We start from the raw sequence: 14958 nt of genomic DNA on the forward strand, positions 1-14958 counted from the left end.
CTGCGTCGGTTCAACTGTACTACTGATAGTACAGAAGGTATTTATAGAGAACGGGCGATTCTCGGCGTCGCCCGATCCCGAAGCGAGCGGCGACGCGTCACGGCGTGATCAGCGTCTTCGCGATCAGTCGGCGATGGCCGCGTCTGAGTCGGGAAGACAGCGACTGTTGCGAGATCCCGAGCTCCGCCGCGACCTCCTCCAGCGACGCCGTTCGCGGCGAGTCGAAGTGCCCCATCTCGTACGCCAACACCAGCGCCTCTCGCTGCGTGTCCGTGAGCTCGTACCCGGCTCCCTGCACCGGTAACAGCGAGTGTACGGCGGTTATCTCGATCGGGATGTCGTGAGCCTGGCAGTCCGTTCGGAACTCGCCGATCCGGTCGCGGCTCTCCCCGCGGACCTCGAACTGCCACCCTTCCTTGGTGCCGATACCCGAGAGCACGACGATGTTGGCGTGCGCGAGGGCGTTCAGAACGCCGTAGTAGTCGTCGTTCCACTCCGCGCGCATGAGATACTCGCCGTCGACGTCGTCGATGAGCTCGATGCTCACGACGCCCCGATGCGCGTCGAAGGCGGCTTCGATGTCTGACGCGCGTGCACCGCGCACCCAGAAGTACGGGATGATGAACGACTCGTCCGGAATGAGTCGCTCCAACTCCACCGTCACCGCCGGTAGGTTCTCGAACACCGTCCCCAGCGGGAACTCGTCCGCCGGGCTCGTGAACTGCATGACCGTGGCCATACGGGCCGATCGGTCCGAACGGAGATAACCCGCGAGTATGGTGTGCCAAGCAGCCGACCGCCTGACGGAACGGGGGTTGAAACGCCACGCCCAGCACAAACATGGTATACCATGGCCGTCTTCTTTATACGGGGATCGAGAACTACTTAGTCGGAATCGATTAATGAGTGTGATCGTGAGTTCCGGGTGTCGTCCGGGGACTTCGAACTCGGACGGATACTCGCGGTCGAGGGGAACTCCACCGTCGAACTCGAGACGCTCGTCCCCCTCGGAGGGACCACCGTTCCGCTGTTCTGGATCCACAACGCCTCGCGCGACTCGTTCGTGGACGGGGTCCAACGGCACCCGACCGTCGACGGGGCCACCGCGGTCGACGTGTTCGAGGACCGCACGCTGTTCACGCTCGACTGGGACGCGAACCGGGACGACCTCATCGGCGCGGTGCGGGCGAACGGGGGCCAGATCCTGGACGGCGTCGGGACTCCGGCGACGTGGACGTTCGAAGTCCGGTTCCCGAGCCACGAGGCGCTCAGCGCGTTCTCGACCGACTGCGAGGAGGCCGGCATCGAGCTGGCGGTGACGCGCGTGTACAACCCCTCGGAACCGGACGTCCAGCCGTGGTACGGGGTCACCGAACCGCAGTTCGAGGCGCTCACGCTCGCGGTCCGGACGGGATACTACGACATCCCGCGAGGGTGTACGACGAAGGAGCTCGCCGACGAGCTGGGCATCTCCGACCAGGCCGTCACCGAGCGGCTCCGGCGCGCCATCGCGGCGCTCGTCACGTACACGCTCCCGGTCGGCGACGCCGAGCGCTGAATCTCACCGCCCTCGTCGCCCCGCGATCGAGAGAGACATGGTGTACCATGGAAAAGTGGAATACGGATAACGAGAGTATATCTGTCGTGCGAAATTCATCGAGAGCGACACGTCCACAGATCGGGGAGATCGCGTGAGGAAAGACGATCCGAAACGCGAGCGGTCGATCGGTGCGGAGCGTTTCGACCCGGACGCGGTCCTGGCTGCGATCGCCGACGGACGGCGACGGGCGGTCCTCCGATCGCTGCGCAGGGACGACGGCGACGCCGCCGACCTCGACGCGCTCGTCGACGAGGTCTACAGCGACGCCCGACGCGACGGCGCGGTGACGGACGCCGAGCGGCGGCGGATCCGAACCGGGCTGCATCACGTCGACCTGCCCAAGCTGGAGGCCGCCGGTCTCGTCGAGTACGACCCAGACGAGAAGCGAGTGCGGAGCGTCGAGGGGACGTTCGCCCGGCAGCTGCGGTCGGCGGTCGACGAGCACGCCGCGGAGACGCGAAACGGGTAGGCCGACGGCAGACGTTCATCATTTCGAGACTGTTGTATTTTCATATTACCTACAGGACTATACGTACACATCTCGTAGATCGAAAAATGGGAGACGACAAAGACGGACGAGAGAAACAGGCGCGGAACGAGGACAACCGCCAGCGACGGCGCGACGTCGACGCGGAGCTGGAACGCGGCGACGAGTTGGAACCGGAGATCGACGACGCGGAGCTCGGCGAGATCGAGACCGAACTCGAACGGCTGGAGTTCCCGGTCACGGGGGCGGAGATCGTCTCGACGATCGGCGACCGCGAGGTCGCGTCCCCCACGGAGCGGTACACCGTCGAGCAGCTGGTCCCGAACACGGAGCTAGCGGTGTTCGACTCCCCTGACCGCGTGCGGGCTCGGATACAGCGACCCACGGTCGCCACGGCGATGAAGCGGATCATGGAGGCCAGCGAGGCCCTCCCGAACGAGGAGCTCGGCGGGTCGCAGTACGACGCCTACGAGCGGACCTTCCAGGAACTGGAGCGGGTCAGCCCCGACGACGACGACGAGGCGATCGCGGAGGTTCGCGACTGGGTCGTCGAGCGGATCCGCGACAAGGAGAAGCTCCCGACCTCGCGGGGGATCCGTCGACAGGCGGCGAAGGTCTCGCGGCGAGAGGGACACCAGATCCGGAACAGCGACTGGCTCGGGATATAGGCGGTCGGCGACCCTCCCGACGCGCCGGCCCGTGCGAACGACCCGGGGCTGAAGGGGAACACCTTAAGTCGGCCTGCGCCCGAATGCGAGTGTATGCGAACGGGCGTATCGAGCGGTGACGGGTGGTGGCCGTGAGCGTGAGCCAGCGGATCGCCTCCGACGACCAGCTCGCCCGGCTGTTACAGATCGGGATCGTGTTGGAGGAGGTGGTCGAGGCGCGGGCGCATCACCACTATCGGGGCGTCGAAGCCGATCTCGATGACGAGATCGAGGCGCTGCTCGCGGACGCGGCCGAGGAGTCCGCCGACCACCGCGAGCGGTTGGAATCGCTCATCTCCGGGCTCGGAGTCGACAGCGTCCCGTTCGACGAGATCGAGTCGCTCGTCGACGCCCGCTACGGCCGGACCAAGCCCGAGGACTTCGACGGGATCCTGTACGATCAGCTGTGTAACGAGGAGACGGCCTACAAGTTCTACGACGACCTCATCGAGGCGATCGAGGCGTCCGACGCGGAGTTCTCGATCGACCGGGAACGCCTCCTGGAGACGCTGCGGACGATCCGGGAGGAGGAGGCCGAGGGCGTCAGCGAGGTCACGGAGGTCATGGAGCGACGATGAACCGACGCATCGAACCGACGACGGTCCCCGACGGAGGAGAGCCGTGAACACCGCAGACCAGTACCTCAAAACGATATACGTCGTACAGGAGCAGGAGGACGGCCCGGCCTCGACGGGGTCGATAGCCGACGCCCTCGACGTGAGCCCGGCGAGCGCGAACGAGATGATCGGCAAGCTGGAGGAGCGCGGGCTCGCCGAACACGAGAAGTACAAGGGGGTCCGGCTCACCGACGACGGGATCATCCGAGCGCGGGACGCGCTCCAGACCTACTGTATCATCGAGCGCTTCCTCGCGAACGTCCTCGGCGTGGAGGAGTTCCGCGCCGAGGCCCGCGAGCTGGAGGCCGTCATCGACGACACCGTCGCCGAGCGGCTCGACACGATCATCGACCGACAGCCGGAGTGTCCGGACTGCTTCGACCCCGAGACCGACGCCTGCGCGTGCCTCGAAGTCGCGATGGCGCCGGTCGAGTCCGAGTGAGTCGGGTCCGCGGTCGCCGGGGCGGCCGTCTGTTTAGACGCCCGCGAGCTTACACGCCCGTGGAGTACCGCAGAATGCCCGCGATGCCGCCGAACGCGTCCATCAGCTGTTCGCCCTTCTCGAAGTCCGTCGAGATGAACTTCGTGTCCGTCCCGCGCTGCTCGGCGATGTTCATCAGGTGTTCGATGACGTCGTCGCGCTCGTCGACGTCGGCCGGCTCGCCGCACTCGGCGCACTCGTGGTCCGGGGTGGAGTGCCGCGAGTCGACCACCTCGTACTCCTCGTGGCCGTTCGGGCACTCGTAGACGACGACGTCCGAGCGGAGGTCCTCGGAGATGAGCAGCCGGTCGACCGAGCCCATGATCAGGTTCCGGCGGGTCTGCTCGAAGCCGTAGGTGGCCTCCTCGCCGGTGTGGAGCTTCTCGAAGAACTCCTCCATGTGACGCTTGTCCTCGACGATCTCCTGGTCGGCGAGCGCCTCGCTGGCGTTGTCGACGAGGTCCTTCAGCCCGGACTCGTCGGTGTACGCTACGTCGAACTTGCCGAGCACCTTGTCCTGGAGCTCGTGGTGGAGGTAGTCGCCGTCGAGGAACTCGTCTTTCGTCGGCGAGGGGCCGCCGACGAGGATGCCGTCGAGCTCGTGACGCTTGTCGACGAACAGGTCGTTGGCCATCCCCGCGACCTCCTGGTAGAAGTTGTCGATCGCTTCCAGCCGGAGGCGGGCGAACCGCTGCGCGGACTGACCCCCTTTCCGCTGTTTGCCGGGGACGAGCGAGGAGGCGGACTTGACGGGCTCGATGCGCTTGCCCTTCAGCCAGCCGACGTTGGCCTCGCGGCGGTCTAAGACGATGAGTCCGAACAGCCCGGAGTCCTCCAGCATGTGCTCGAGCGGCTCGGTGAGGAACTCGGAGTCGCAGTGGTAGCGGAACGATTCGACGGGCTGTGGCGGCGACTCCAGCGTCCGGGTGACCATGTCGGTCTGGCCGCCGCCGGCGTCGATCGCCCCCGAGAAGATCACGATCCCGTTCTCGGGCGGGAAGGTGTCGTAGTAGCGGAGGCGGTCCTTGATCGACGTGAGCGCGTCCTGCACGGCCGTCCGGGTCTGCTTGGACTTGATGTTGGACGCCTCGCTGTGTTCCTGGGTGACGTGGGCCACCACGTCGGAGATCTTCCGGTCCTCGGGAATGTAGATAGTGACGAGCTGCGTGCCGGAGCCCTCGAAGTCCTTGAGCTCCTCGATGACCTTCCGGAACTCGTACTTCCGTCGGTCCTCGCTCGCCGCTTGGGCGTCGCTACTCATTACCTGAACTACGGCGGCGTGCGTGTAAGTAAGCTTTGACCTCCCCGCTAGCGCGGCGGTATCGAGTCGCACGGGCCGGCGGTTACGGGGATGTTTATAAACGGCGTGCGGTGGCGCGCGCCTGTGAGCGCCCGGAGGGCGCGAACAGCGCGTGCGAGGGAGCCCGCGGCCGCCGATGGCGGCCGCGGCGAGGTTGGGGAGGCGTGAGGCGTGGTCGGGGCGGGGCTCAAAGGGGCAGTCGCGAGGACGAAGCACGGCGTAGTAAGCACCGCAACGACGGAGTGAACGAAGTGAGCGACCGAGTGAGGAGCGCAGCAAGCCGCGCGAGTCGTCGCGACTGGGGCTTTGAACGTGTTCCGCCGATCCGTCAGTAATCGTTTATAACCAGTCCATCAACGTTAGAGGGAATCTCACAGTACCGTCCACGACAGCACTCCAACCGGAAACGGGTGAATCGTCGCCCCGATCCTACATCGACTCGGGCGCCTCGATCCCGAGCACGTCGAGCGCGTTCGCCATCGTGTGCTTCGCGGCCGCGACGAGCGCGACGCGCGCGGCGCGGAGCTCGTCGTCCTCGGCCGTGACGACCGGGCACTCCCGGTAGAAGGCGTTGTACGCGTCGGCGAACTCGCGGGTGAACGTCGCCACCGTGTGCGGCTCTAAGTCGTCGGCGGCCTCCTCGATGACGGCGGGGAAGCGGGCGACCTCGCGGAGGAGCTCGCGCTCCGCCTCCGTGTCGAAGACCGCGGCGTCGACGTCGAGGGCGTCGGGGTCGACCGCGCTCTCGGAGCCGCCGGCGCCGCCCGTCACGCCCGGCACGTCGACGCCTTCGGCCGCGGCCTCGTCGAGGATCCCGGCACAGCGCGCGTGGACGTACTGGACGAACGGGGCCGACTGCGCCTCGAAGTCGAGCGCGTCCTCCCACTCGAAGGTGATCGCCTTCGCGGGCTGCTTCGAGACGATGTCGTACCGGACCGCGCCGATGCCGACTTGGTGGGCGATGCGCTCGACGTCCTCCTCGGTGAGGTCGTCGTCGCGGATGCGGTCGTCCATCCGGCTCTCGACCGCCTCGCGGGCGCGGTCGATCGCCTCGTCCAGCAGGTCGTCGAGCATCACGCCGGTCCCGCGTCGGGTGGACATCTTCCCGTCGGGGAGGTTGACGTACGAGTAGATGACGTGGCCGAGCCGGCCCGCGTCGTTGCCGAGGAGTTCGAGGGTCGCGTCGAGCTGGTCGGCCTGCAGCTTGTGGTCCTCGCCGAGGACGGTGACGGCGCGGTCGTAGTTGTCGAACTTCCACTCGTGGTGCGCCAGGTCGCGGGTGGTGTAGAGGCTCGTGTCGTCCGAGCGCAGGAAGACGAGGTTCTTCTCGATCCCCCACTCGTCGAGCTCCAGCTGCCAGGCGTCCTCCTCGTAGACGGCCTGCTCGGTTTCCTTGAGCCGTGCGGCGATCTCGTCGGTGGAGCCGTCGCGCATGAACCGCGTCTCCTTGACGAACTCGTCGAACTCCGCCGGGAGCCGCGCGAGACACTCCTTCATCCCGCCGAGCACCGTGTCGACGACCTCGCCGACGCGCTCGTACGTCTCCTCGTCGCCGGCCTCGAGCCCCTGCAGGATCGCGGCGATCTCCTCCTCCGCGGCCTCGACGTCGTCGGGGTCGGCCTCCTCCAGGAACGCGTTCCCCTTCCGGTAGTAGCGGACGAGGTCGTACTCGGCGCGGTCGCGCGCGGGCTCCTCGTCGAGGTCCGACTCGTCGAACCGCTCGTACGCCCAGGTGAACACCGCCATCTGGCGGCCCGCGTCGTTGACGTAGTAGTGGCGGTCGACGTCGTAGCCGGCGTACTCCATGAGGTTCGCGACTGCGTCCCCGACGATCGGGTTGCGCGCGCGGCCGACGTGGACCGGGCCGGTGGGGTTCGCGCTCGTGTGCTCGACGACGACCGAGGTGTCCCGGTCGGGGAGCGCGCCGTAGCCCGCGTCGGCGGCGGCCGCGTCGAGCGCGTCGACGAGGTAGCGCTCGCCCGCGTGGAAGTTGACGTACGGCCCCGCGGTGTCGACCGAGTCGAGGTAGTCGTAGCCGGCGACGTCGACCGCGGCGGCGACCTCGCTCGCGACGTTCGGCGGCGCGTCGCCGACCGCGCCCGCGAGTCGGAAGGCGACGCTGGAGGCGAGCGTCGCGTCCATGTCGTCGGGCGGGCGTTCGATGCCGAGGTCGTCGGTCGGGAGGTCGAGCGTGGCGAGCGCGTCCGCGAGCGCCGCCTCGACCTCCGACCGGAACTGCCTGAACATACCGTCCGTTCGTCGGTCGGCCTAAAAGGCCCTTCCGAAGCGGCGCGCGGGAGGGCGCGGCGGTCCGGAGACGTGACTCGGGTCGGCTCCCCTCTCCGGGAGGTGGCGCGTGCCGACGAGCGCCCGTCGGGCGTGAAGCGCACGCCAGGAGTCGCCGTCGCGCCAGCAACGGCGATTCGCGAGCCGACGGCGCCGTTGAACGCCCGGGAGGCCGATGAGTGCGGCGTGACCTGCACAGCGGGTCCGTTCGGGAGGCCGATCGAGAGAGGGGATTCGTTCAGAGGTTCTTCCGAGTCAGCCGACCCGAACGAGCCACTCCTATTACGGTGACAGAACGCGATACGGCCCCATGAACATTCAGTCGGCTATCTCGCGGGTGAAACCGGTTTTGAGCGTGTTCAGCGAGAAGAACGTGACGTTTCTCGCGGGCAGTATCGCGTACAGCGCGTTCGTTTCTCTCGTTCCGCTGGTCATGTTCTTTCTCCTCGCGGTGTCCGTGTTGGGCGCTCCCGAGCTCCAACAGGAGATAATCGATCTGGCCACCGACAACGTCTCTCCGTCGGTCGGTGGCGTCATCGAGGTGATGATCGAACAGCAGCGCGACGCCGGGTCCGGCTCGACGATCAGCGCCTCCCTGATCGGGGTGCTCACGCTCGTCTGGGGGGCGATAAAGGTGTTCCGCGGGCTCGATACGGCGTTCTCGGCGGTCTACGAGACGACCGCCCGCGAGTCCTTCCTCGGCCAGATCAAGAAGAGTCTCGTGGTGTTGTTCACCCTCACGCTGGGGGTCGTCGCGATGGTCGGCGCGACGACCGTCGTCGCGTTCTTTTCGTCGGTCCCGTACCTCGGGGTGTTGGTCCCCCTGCTACTCGTCGTCGGCCTCTGTGCCGCGTTCTTCCCGATGTACTACCTGTTTCCGGATCTCGACGTGGCCCCGCGGGACGTGCTTCCGGGGACGGTCGTCGGGGCCGTCGGCTGGGCGGCGCTGCAAGTGCTCTTCCAGCAGTACGTCTCCCTGAGCGGCGGCGGTGGCAATCTCATCGCGAGCATCCTCCTGTTGGTCACCTGGCTGTATTTCAGCGGCGTCGTCCTGCTTCTCGGTGCGACGGTCAACGCGGTCGCCCGCGACCGCGCCGAAACGGGAGCGGAGGCGCGGGTAGTCGACACCGAGATGACCCGCGGCGAGGCGGCGACCTATCTCCGGCGGCTTCGCGAGGACCTCACCGCTCGATTCGAGGGGATGCGACCGACGAGTGAGGGGGCCGTCGCCGAACGCAACTCGCCGAGCGGCGCTATCTCCGTCACCGAGTGGGCGCGAGAAACCGACGAGGGCACGACTCACGAGGTCCGGTTGGAGTGGGACGCAGACGGCGACAGCGAGGAGTGACGCCGAACCGACCGAACCCTATTCGACGATCTCGTCGATCAGTTCGCTGGCGCTCCGCCGGACCGCCTCGTCGCTCTCGATCGCCGGCTCCCAGCCGAGGTCGGCGAGCCGTTCGATGGAGAGGCGCATCTTCGGCACGTCCCCGGTCCAGCCGCGGTCGCCGCCGGTGTACGCGTAGTCGGGGTCGACGCCCATCTCGTCGGCGACGATGTCGGCGATGTCGGTGACCGACGTGGTCGTCCGCGTCCCGAGGTTGAAGACGTTCAGGTCCTCGTCCGCGTTGTCGACGACGTACTGGATCGCGTCGACGCACTCCGAGACGTGCATGTACGACTTCTCCTGCCGGCCGTCGCCGAGGATCTCCAGCTCGCTCGGGTCGGCGTCGAGCTTCTGGATGAAGTCGGGGATCACGTTGCCGCGCTGGTGCGGCCCGACGATGTTCGCGAAGCGGAACACCCACGACCGCACCCCGTACGAGTGAGCGTGCGTCGAGATCAGCGCCTCGTCGGCGAGCTTCGAGGAGCCGTAGATGGAGATGGGCTCCAGGGGGCCGTGGTCCTCGGGCGTCGGGCGAGGCGCCTCGCCGTACACCGTCGAGGAGGAGGTGAAGGCGAGCCGGTCGACGCCGACCTCGTGCATGCGTTCCAAGACGTTGTACGTCATCGCCGTGTTCGCCTCGAACAGCTCCCGGTCGTCGTCGTAGTTCGTGTCGGTGTACGCGGCGAAGTGGAAGACGATATCGAGATCGTCGGTGACCGCCTCGGCGACGTCGGTGGGGTCGGTGAGGTCGGCCTCAACGAAGTCGGCGCCGTCGGGGACGCGGTCGCGGTCGCCCTTCGAGAGGTCGTCGGCGACGCGGACCGACGCGCCGCGGTCGAGGAGCCGGGCGGCGAGGTGGCTCCCGACGAGCCCCGCGCCGCCGGTGACGAGTGCGGTCGAATCGTCGAGCATACGGGCCGGTCGGCTCACGTCGGTAAGTACGCATCGGTCGGTCTCGCCGTTCCCGCGGTCCGCGTCGCTCTCAGAGCCCCTCTCTGCCGCCCTCCTGCGCGAGGATGACGACCATCGAGAGCCCGGAGATGACGAGCAGGATCAGCGTCGGGACGACCGCGTACTGGTACAGCGCCGTCTCCTGCGCGCGCCAGATCTGCGTGACGATCGTCTCGAACCCGGACGGGCGTAAGATCAGCGTGACGGGGAGCTCCTTCATCGTCGTGAGGAAGACGAGGGCGGCGCCGGCGACGATCCCCGACCGCGTGAGCGGGAACGTCACGCGGCGGAACGCGCCCATCGAGGACTCGCCGAGCGTCCGGCCGGCCTCGACGAGCTTCGGGTCGACGCCGAGGATCGCGGTCCGCGTCGAGCCGACGACCTGCGGCAGGAAGCGGACGACGTACGCGAACACCAGCAGGGGGAGCGTCTGGTAGAGCCACGGGAGGTACCCCGAACCGAAGTAGACCAAGGCGAGCGCCAACACGATTCCCGGCACGGCGAACCCGACGTACGTCGCCCGCTCGAACAGCGTCGCCAGCGGCGAGTCGTGGTTCGCGGCGAAGTACGCGACGGGGATCGCCGCCAGCGCGGCGGCGACCGCGGCGGCGGCGGCGACCGAGACGGAGTTGACCACCTGGATCGGCTCGAACGCCATCGAGGGGCGGCGTCCGGCCTCAGAGCGCACGAGCCACAACAGGAGGATCCAGAGCGGGACGACGAGCGCGACCCCGGCGACCGACGCGGGCAGGAGCGTCGCCGGCCAGCGCCACCGGCCGAGGCTCACGGGGCGGTCGGTGGTGCCCGCGTCGTCGCCCGGCGCGTCGCGGCTCGACCGGACCAGCCACTCCAACGCGAGCACAACGAGTACGACTCCGAGCAGCTGGAGTGAGAGCAGCGCGGCGTAGTCCCGGCCGAAGGCGTTGTACTCGACGTAGATCTGTCGGGTGAACACGGGCAGCCGCATGATCGACGGGGTGCCGAAGTCGGAGACCGCGTACAGCGCCGCCAGCAGCGATCCGGCGGCGATCGCCGGCCGGATCACGGGGAGCGTCACCCGCCGGAACGCCTCGAGCCGGCCGTGGTTCAGCGTCCGGGCGGCCTCGATCAGCGTCGTGTCGAACGAGAGGAGCGCCGCCCGGGTCGTCAGGTAGACGTACGGGTACGTGTACAGCGTGATGACGAGGACCGTGCCCGGAAGCCCGTATATCTCCGGGAATCGCTCGATCCCCAACGGCGCCAGCACGTCGTGGAACTCCCCCTGCGGGCCGAACGCGGAGACGAACGCGAACGCGCCGACGTAGCTCGGCACGACCAGCGGGAGCGCGGCGACGACCGACCAGAACCGACGGAACGGGAGGTCGGTGCGTGCGGTGAGGTACGCCAGCGGGACGCCCAACAGAACGGAGAAGGCCGTGACGCCGGCCATGAGGAGGAGGCTGTTACCCAGCACCTCGGCGGTCGCGGCGCTGAAGAGCAGCTCCGTCGCCCGCGCTCGCTCGACGGTGACTGCCTCGATCACCAGCCACGCGAGCGGGAACACCATCGTCGCGGCGATCGCCGCGGACAACAGGGTCAGCCCCGGCGGGAGGCGGTCGTCGCCGTCGGTCAGGAAATCGCGGATCCGGCGTGTCAGGCTCATGGTCCGGGAGGCGGGGTGCGTTATCGGAGAGACGTGGCACCGACCGTTAGCAGTTCCGATCCGGTCGTCGATCGGGTCCGACGGATATAATAGTTTAGGGAGGCCTAAATCGGATATGGAACTGACGCGTCGCGACGCGGCGGCCGCGCTGGCCGCCGTCGGCGCGACCGGCGGGGTCGCCCTCGCGGCCCGGCGGACGAGCGACGGTCCCGAAGCCGGGGGAGACGCGGCCGACGGCGGCGAGGGGGACGACGCGCTCCCCGACGAGGCCGCCGTCCGCGCGTCGATGACCGCGGTCGCGACGGTCCTCTATCCGAGCGAGGTCGACGGCGTCGAGGCGTTCGTCGGCCGCTTCCTCGACGGGCGCCTCGACGGGGCGGCCCACGCCGAGGGGGTCCGCACCGCGGTCGGCGAGCTCGACCAGGCGGCTCGGTCGTGGCACGGCGCGCCGATCACCGAGCTCACCGAGGGCGACCGCGACCGCCTCCTCCGGGAGGTCGGCGCCGACGTCGCGGAGGAGGACCCGGACGGGACGCTCGCGGAGCGGGTGCGCTACTACGTCGTCAACGAGCTGCTGCTCGCCCTGTACGCCTCGCCGACGGGCGGCGAGCTGGTCGGGCTGGAGAACCCGCAGGGACACCCCGGCGGGGCCGAGAGCTACCGGCGGGGGCCGCGATGAGCGCGGGGGGCGGGCGCGAGGCGGCCGCCGGACGCGAGGGCGTCGAACGCGACATCGACCGCTCCCCCGTCGCGAACGCCGACGTCTGCGTCGTCGGCGCCGGTCCCGCTGGCGCGCTCGTCGCCGACCGGCTGGCCGCCGACCGCGAGGTGGTCGTCCTCGACGCCGGCCCTCGATTCGACCCCGCGGACCGCCTCGCGCGCCAGGAGCGGGCGATCCGCCCGAGCTACGACCGACCCGACGTGTGGGACGTGGGCGGCGAGCGCGACGCCCACAGCAACGACGGCGAGCGGTTCTACCCGCTGAATCACGCCCGCGTCAAGGGGGTCGGCGGGTCGACGCTCCACTGGCAGGGGATGGTGATGCGGCTCCACGAGGACGACTTCAACTCCGGTACGACTCGGGGAATCGGCCCCGACTGGCCGATCGAGTACGCCGACCTGCGGCCGTACTACGCCGAGGCGGAACGGGAGCTGGGCGTCGCCGGCGCCTCGGACAACCCCTACGCGCCGCCGCGCGAGGAGCCGCACCCGATGCCGGCGTTCGAGCCCTCCTACAGCGACTCGCTGTTCGCGGAGGCGTGCGAGGAGCTCGGGATCGACATGCACTCGGTGCCGAACGCGCGCAACTCCGAGCCGTACGACGACCGCTCCGCCTGCGTCGGCTACGGCACCTGCCAGCCCGTCTGTCCGGCGGGCGCGAAGTACGACGCGACCGTCCACGCCGAGCGCGCGGAAGAGCGGGGCGCGACCGTGATCGACCGCGCGCCCGTCCAGCGGCTGGAGCACGACGCCGACCGCGTCACCGCCGCGGTGTACGCGACGCCCGACGGCGAAGAGCACAGGCAGGCGGCCGACGCCTTCGTCGTCGCCTGCGGGGGCGTGGAGACGCCGCGGCTCCTCCTGCTCTCGGAGTCGGACGAGTATCCCGACGGGCTCGCGAACTCCAGCGGAACGGTCGGGAAGTTCTTCATGGACCACCTGTTCGCGGGCGTCGGCGGCACCCTCGACGAGCCGACGCGACAGAACCACGTCGGCTTCTACACGAGCGCCTGCGATCAGTTCTACGACGAGGCCGACGCGGAGGTCGCCCCGTTCAAGCTGGAGTTCTTCAACTACGCCGGCCCCTCGCCGGTCGAGCAGGCGCTGACCGGCGACGACTGGGGGGACGAGCTGTTGGGGCGGCTCCGCGACGGCTACGGCACCCACGTGGCGATGGGCGGGCTCGTCGAGCAGCTCCCCCGATCGGACAGCTACGTCGGGCTCGACCCCGACCGCACCGACGATCACGGCAACCCCGTCCCCGAGGTCCACTGGAACGTCGGCGACCGGGCGCTCCGGACCGTCGAGCGCGCCAACGAGGTCCAGCGGTCGATCCTCGAGGAGCTGGGCGCGGAGATCGAGTGGGTCGCCGGCCCCGACGCCACCGGCCCCGCCTACCATCACATGGGCACCACCCGGATGAGCGCCGACCCCGACGCGGGCGTCGTCGACGCCGAGTGTCGGACCCACGACCTAGACAACTGCTGGATCGCGTCGAGCTCCGTGTTCCCCACGGGCGGCGCGATGAACCCGACGCTCACGATCGCCGCGCTGGCGCTACGCGTCGCCGACGACATCGAGCGCCGACTCTGAATTCTGTTTTAGGTAAACCTAAAAACTCAAGTGGGTGGAGCGGCCCGTACGAGGTAATGAGCGGATCACTCAGCGCGAACGGGTCGGCCGACGAGATCGACGAGGCGGAGAACGGGGTGGCGACCGCGACCGACGGCGACGCGGCGACCGGCGAGAGAGACGCGGCCGCCGAGGGCGCCGAGGAGCACTACACCTTCGACGACGTCAGCGTCGTGATGGGGACGTACAACGAGGCGGAGGCGATCGGGACGGTGCTCGAGGACATCGACGACGTCACCGGCGGGCGCGCCGAGGTCGTCTGCGTCGACGGTTCGTCCGACGAAACGCCGGAGATCGCCCGCGAGCACGGCGCGACGGTGATCGAACAGGAGCCGCAGGGGTACGGCGTCGCCGTCCGCGAGGCGATCCTCGCGCCCGATCGGCCCGTCGTCGTCACGACCGACTGCGACGACACCTACCCGATGGAGCAGCTCCCGGAGTTCCTCGAGGCGATCAACGACGGCGCCGACGTCGTCAGCGGCGACCGCCTCTACCACGGCGCCGACGCGATGCCCGCGTTCAACCGCCTCGGCAACCACGCGTTCGCGACGCTCGCGAGCCTCCTGATGGGCGAACGCGTCCACGACACCACCACCGGAATGCGCGCGTACCGCCGCGAGGTCGTCGAGGACATCGACTGGACAGAGAACACCGGCCTCTCCGCCGAGCTGCTCATCCGACCCCTCATGCGCGGCCGCGACGTGCGCGAGCGCCCCATCGACTACGCCGAGCGCCTCGGCGAGACGAAGCTCGACCCGATCGAGGGCGGCGCCGCCATCGCGAAGTCCGTCGTGACGGTGTGTCTCGAAGAGCGGCTGCGACGGCTCTGAGAGAGGGACGGCCCCACAACGCGAGTATCAGTTCTTTTTCGTCGGTGCCATGGACCGCTGGCAGCGACGTAGTATTTAAATAGAACTGCGACACCGACGACACATTATAAATGAACGCCGCGGTGGCGCGCGCCTCCGAGCGGTCGCCAGCGGCGACCGTGAGGAGCGCGTGCGAGGGACGCGGTGAGCGCTCGAAGAGCGCGAACCGCGAGGCTGGGGAGGTGCGAGGCGTAGTTGCGGTGCGGCTGGGGCTTTGGAGGTGTCCACCGACAATCCGTAATTGACCGTTTATAAATGAGCGGTTGGATCGTTGGAGGT

14 protein-coding genes are annotated in these 14958 nt (G+C 68.6%); 9 read left to right on the plus strand and 5 right to left on the minus strand.

Going from position 1 to position 14958, the window contains the following annotated elements; genetic code table 11:
* Positions 1–97: 97 nt before the first annotated feature.
* Positions 98–739 carry a helix-turn-helix domain-containing protein gene (locus tag FGM06_RS14310; protein WP_144799902.1) on the minus strand — a complete coding sequence of 214 codons (642 nt, stop codon included), beginning with the start codon at positions 737–739 and terminating at the stop codon, positions 98–100.
* A gap of 186 nt (positions 740–925) precedes the next feature.
* Between FGM06_RS14310 and FGM06_RS14315 the strand changes: the two genes are divergently transcribed.
* The 5 genes from FGM06_RS14315 (at position 926) to FGM06_RS14335 (ending at position 3853) form a co-directional block, all read left to right on the plus strand.
* On the plus strand, positions 926–1558 hold the full coding sequence (locus tag FGM06_RS14315; RefSeq protein WP_241662579.1) for a helix-turn-helix domain-containing protein: 633 nt from the start codon (positions 926–928) through the stop codon (positions 1556–1558).
* A gap of 133 nt (positions 1559–1691) precedes the next feature.
* Positions 1692–2069, plus strand: a complete 378-nt coding sequence (locus tag FGM06_RS14320; protein WP_144799904.1) for a DUF7344 domain-containing protein — start codon at positions 1692–1694, stop codon at positions 2067–2069.
* 86 nt (positions 2070–2155) lie between these two features.
* Positions 2156–2755 carry a DUF5789 family protein gene (locus FGM06_RS14325; protein WP_144799905.1) on the plus strand — a complete coding sequence of 200 codons (600 nt, stop codon included), beginning with the start codon at positions 2156–2158 and terminating at the stop codon, positions 2753–2755.
* A 131-nt stretch (positions 2756–2886) separates the two neighbouring features.
* Positions 2887–3372 (plus strand): ferritin-like domain-containing protein, encoded by a 486-nt coding sequence (locus FGM06_RS14330; RefSeq protein ID WP_144799906.1) that lies wholly within the window; start codon positions 2887–2889, stop codon positions 3370–3372.
* 43 nt (positions 3373–3415) lie between these two features.
* Complete coding sequence (locus tag FGM06_RS14335) at positions 3416–3853, plus strand: metal-dependent transcriptional regulator (protein ID WP_144799907.1); 438 nt, start codon at positions 3416–3418, stop codon at positions 3851–3853.
* 49 nt (positions 3854–3902) lie between these two features.
* Here FGM06_RS14335 and prf1 read toward each other — a convergent pair whose 3' ends face one another.
* Positions 3903–5153: a peptide chain release factor aRF-1 gene (prf1, locus tag FGM06_RS14340; RefSeq protein WP_144799908.1), complete on the minus strand. Its 1251-nt coding sequence runs from the start codon at positions 5151–5153 to the stop codon at positions 3903–3905.
* A 468-nt stretch (positions 5154–5621) separates the two neighbouring features.
* Positions 5622–7439 carry an arginine--tRNA ligase gene (gene argS / locus FGM06_RS14345; RefSeq protein WP_144799909.1) on the minus strand — a complete coding sequence of 606 codons (1818 nt, stop codon included), beginning with the start codon at positions 7437–7439 and terminating at the stop codon, positions 5622–5624.
* Positions 7440–7788: 349 nt separating this feature from the next.
* On the opposite strand from argS, the gene FGM06_RS14350 reads away from it, so the two are divergent.
* Positions 7789–8826: a YihY/virulence factor BrkB family protein gene (locus tag FGM06_RS14350; RefSeq protein WP_144799910.1), complete on the plus strand. Its 1038-nt coding sequence runs from the start codon at positions 7789–7791 to the stop codon at positions 8824–8826.
* An 18-nt stretch (positions 8827–8844) separates the two neighbouring features.
* On the opposite strand, the gene FGM06_RS14355 is transcribed toward FGM06_RS14350, so the two are convergent.
* Both FGM06_RS14355 and FGM06_RS14360 read right to left on the minus strand, forming a co-directional pair.
* Positions 8845–9777, minus strand: a complete 933-nt coding sequence (locus tag FGM06_RS14355; protein ID WP_144799911.1) for an NAD-dependent epimerase/dehydratase family protein — start codon at positions 9775–9777, stop codon at positions 8845–8847.
* A gap of 70 nt (positions 9778–9847) precedes the next feature.
* Positions 9848–11458, minus strand: coding sequence for an ABC transporter permease (locus FGM06_RS14360; protein ID WP_144799912.1), 1611 nt, complete (start codon positions 11456–11458; stop codon positions 9848–9850).
* 115 nt (positions 11459–11573) lie between these two features.
* Between FGM06_RS14360 and FGM06_RS14365 the strand changes: the two genes are divergently transcribed.
* The 3 genes from FGM06_RS14365 (at position 11574) to FGM06_RS14375 (ending at position 14640) form a co-directional block, all read left to right on the plus strand.
* The gene (locus FGM06_RS14365; protein ID WP_144799913.1) at positions 11574–12137 is read left to right on the plus strand and encodes a gluconate 2-dehydrogenase subunit 3 family protein; all 564 of its coding nucleotides are present in this window, start codon (positions 11574–11576) and stop codon (positions 12135–12137) included.
* Positions 12134–13771, plus strand: coding sequence for a GMC family oxidoreductase (locus tag FGM06_RS14370; RefSeq protein ID WP_144799914.1), 1638 nt, complete (start codon positions 12134–12136; stop codon positions 13769–13771). Before FGM06_RS14365 ends, FGM06_RS14370 begins: the two co-directional genes overlap by 4 nt.
* A 215-nt stretch (positions 13772–13986) precedes the next feature.
* Positions 13987–14640, plus strand: a complete 654-nt coding sequence (locus tag FGM06_RS14375; RefSeq protein WP_241662588.1) for a dolichyl-phosphate hexose transferase — start codon at positions 13987–13989, stop codon at positions 14638–14640.
* Positions 14641–14958: the final 318 nt, after the last annotated feature.

This window comes from Halorubrum depositum, from assembly GCF_007671725.1.
Lineage (GTDB): Archaea > Halobacteriota > Halobacteria > Halobacteriales > Haloferacaceae > Halorubrum > Halorubrum depositum.

What these genes read in the sequence shown, in the direction of transcription:
- FGM06_RS14310 (WP_144799902.1), bottom strand. Translation starts at nt 739, where the DNA reads ATGGCCACGGTCATGCAGTTCACGAGCCCGGCGGACGAGTTCCCGCTG.
- FGM06_RS14325 (WP_144799905.1), top strand. Translation starts at nt 2,156, where the DNA reads ATGGGAGACGACAAAGACGGACGAGAGAAACAGGCGCGGAACGAGGAC.
- prf1 (WP_144799908.1), bottom strand. Translation starts at nt 5,153, where the DNA reads ATGAGTAGCGACGCCCAAGCGGCGAGCGAGGACCGACGGAAGTACGAG.
- argS (WP_144799909.1), bottom strand. Translation starts at nt 7,439, where the DNA reads ATGTTCAGGCAGTTCCGGTCGGAGGTCGAGGCGGCGCTCGCGGACGCG.
- FGM06_RS14350 (WP_144799910.1), top strand. Translation starts at nt 7,789, where the DNA reads ATGAACATTCAGTCGGCTATCTCGCGGGTGAAACCGGTTTTGAGCGTG.
- FGM06_RS14355 (WP_144799911.1), bottom strand. Translation starts at nt 9,777, where the DNA reads ATGCTCGACGATTCGACCGCACTCGTCACCGGCGGCGCGGGGCTCGTC.
- FGM06_RS14360 (WP_144799912.1), bottom strand. Translation starts at nt 11,458, where the DNA reads ATGAGCCTGACACGCCGGATCCGCGATTTCCTGACCGACGGCGACGAC.
- FGM06_RS14365 (WP_144799913.1), top strand. Translation starts at nt 11,574, where the DNA reads ATGGAACTGACGCGTCGCGACGCGGCGGCCGCGCTGGCCGCCGTCGGC.
- FGM06_RS14370 (WP_144799914.1), top strand. Translation starts at nt 12,134, where the DNA reads ATGAGCGCGGGGGGCGGGCGCGAGGCGGCCGCCGGACGCGAGGGCGTC.
- FGM06_RS14375 (WP_241662588.1), top strand. Translation starts at nt 13,987, where the DNA reads ATGGGGACGTACAACGAGGCGGAGGCGATCGGGACGGTGCTCGAGGAC.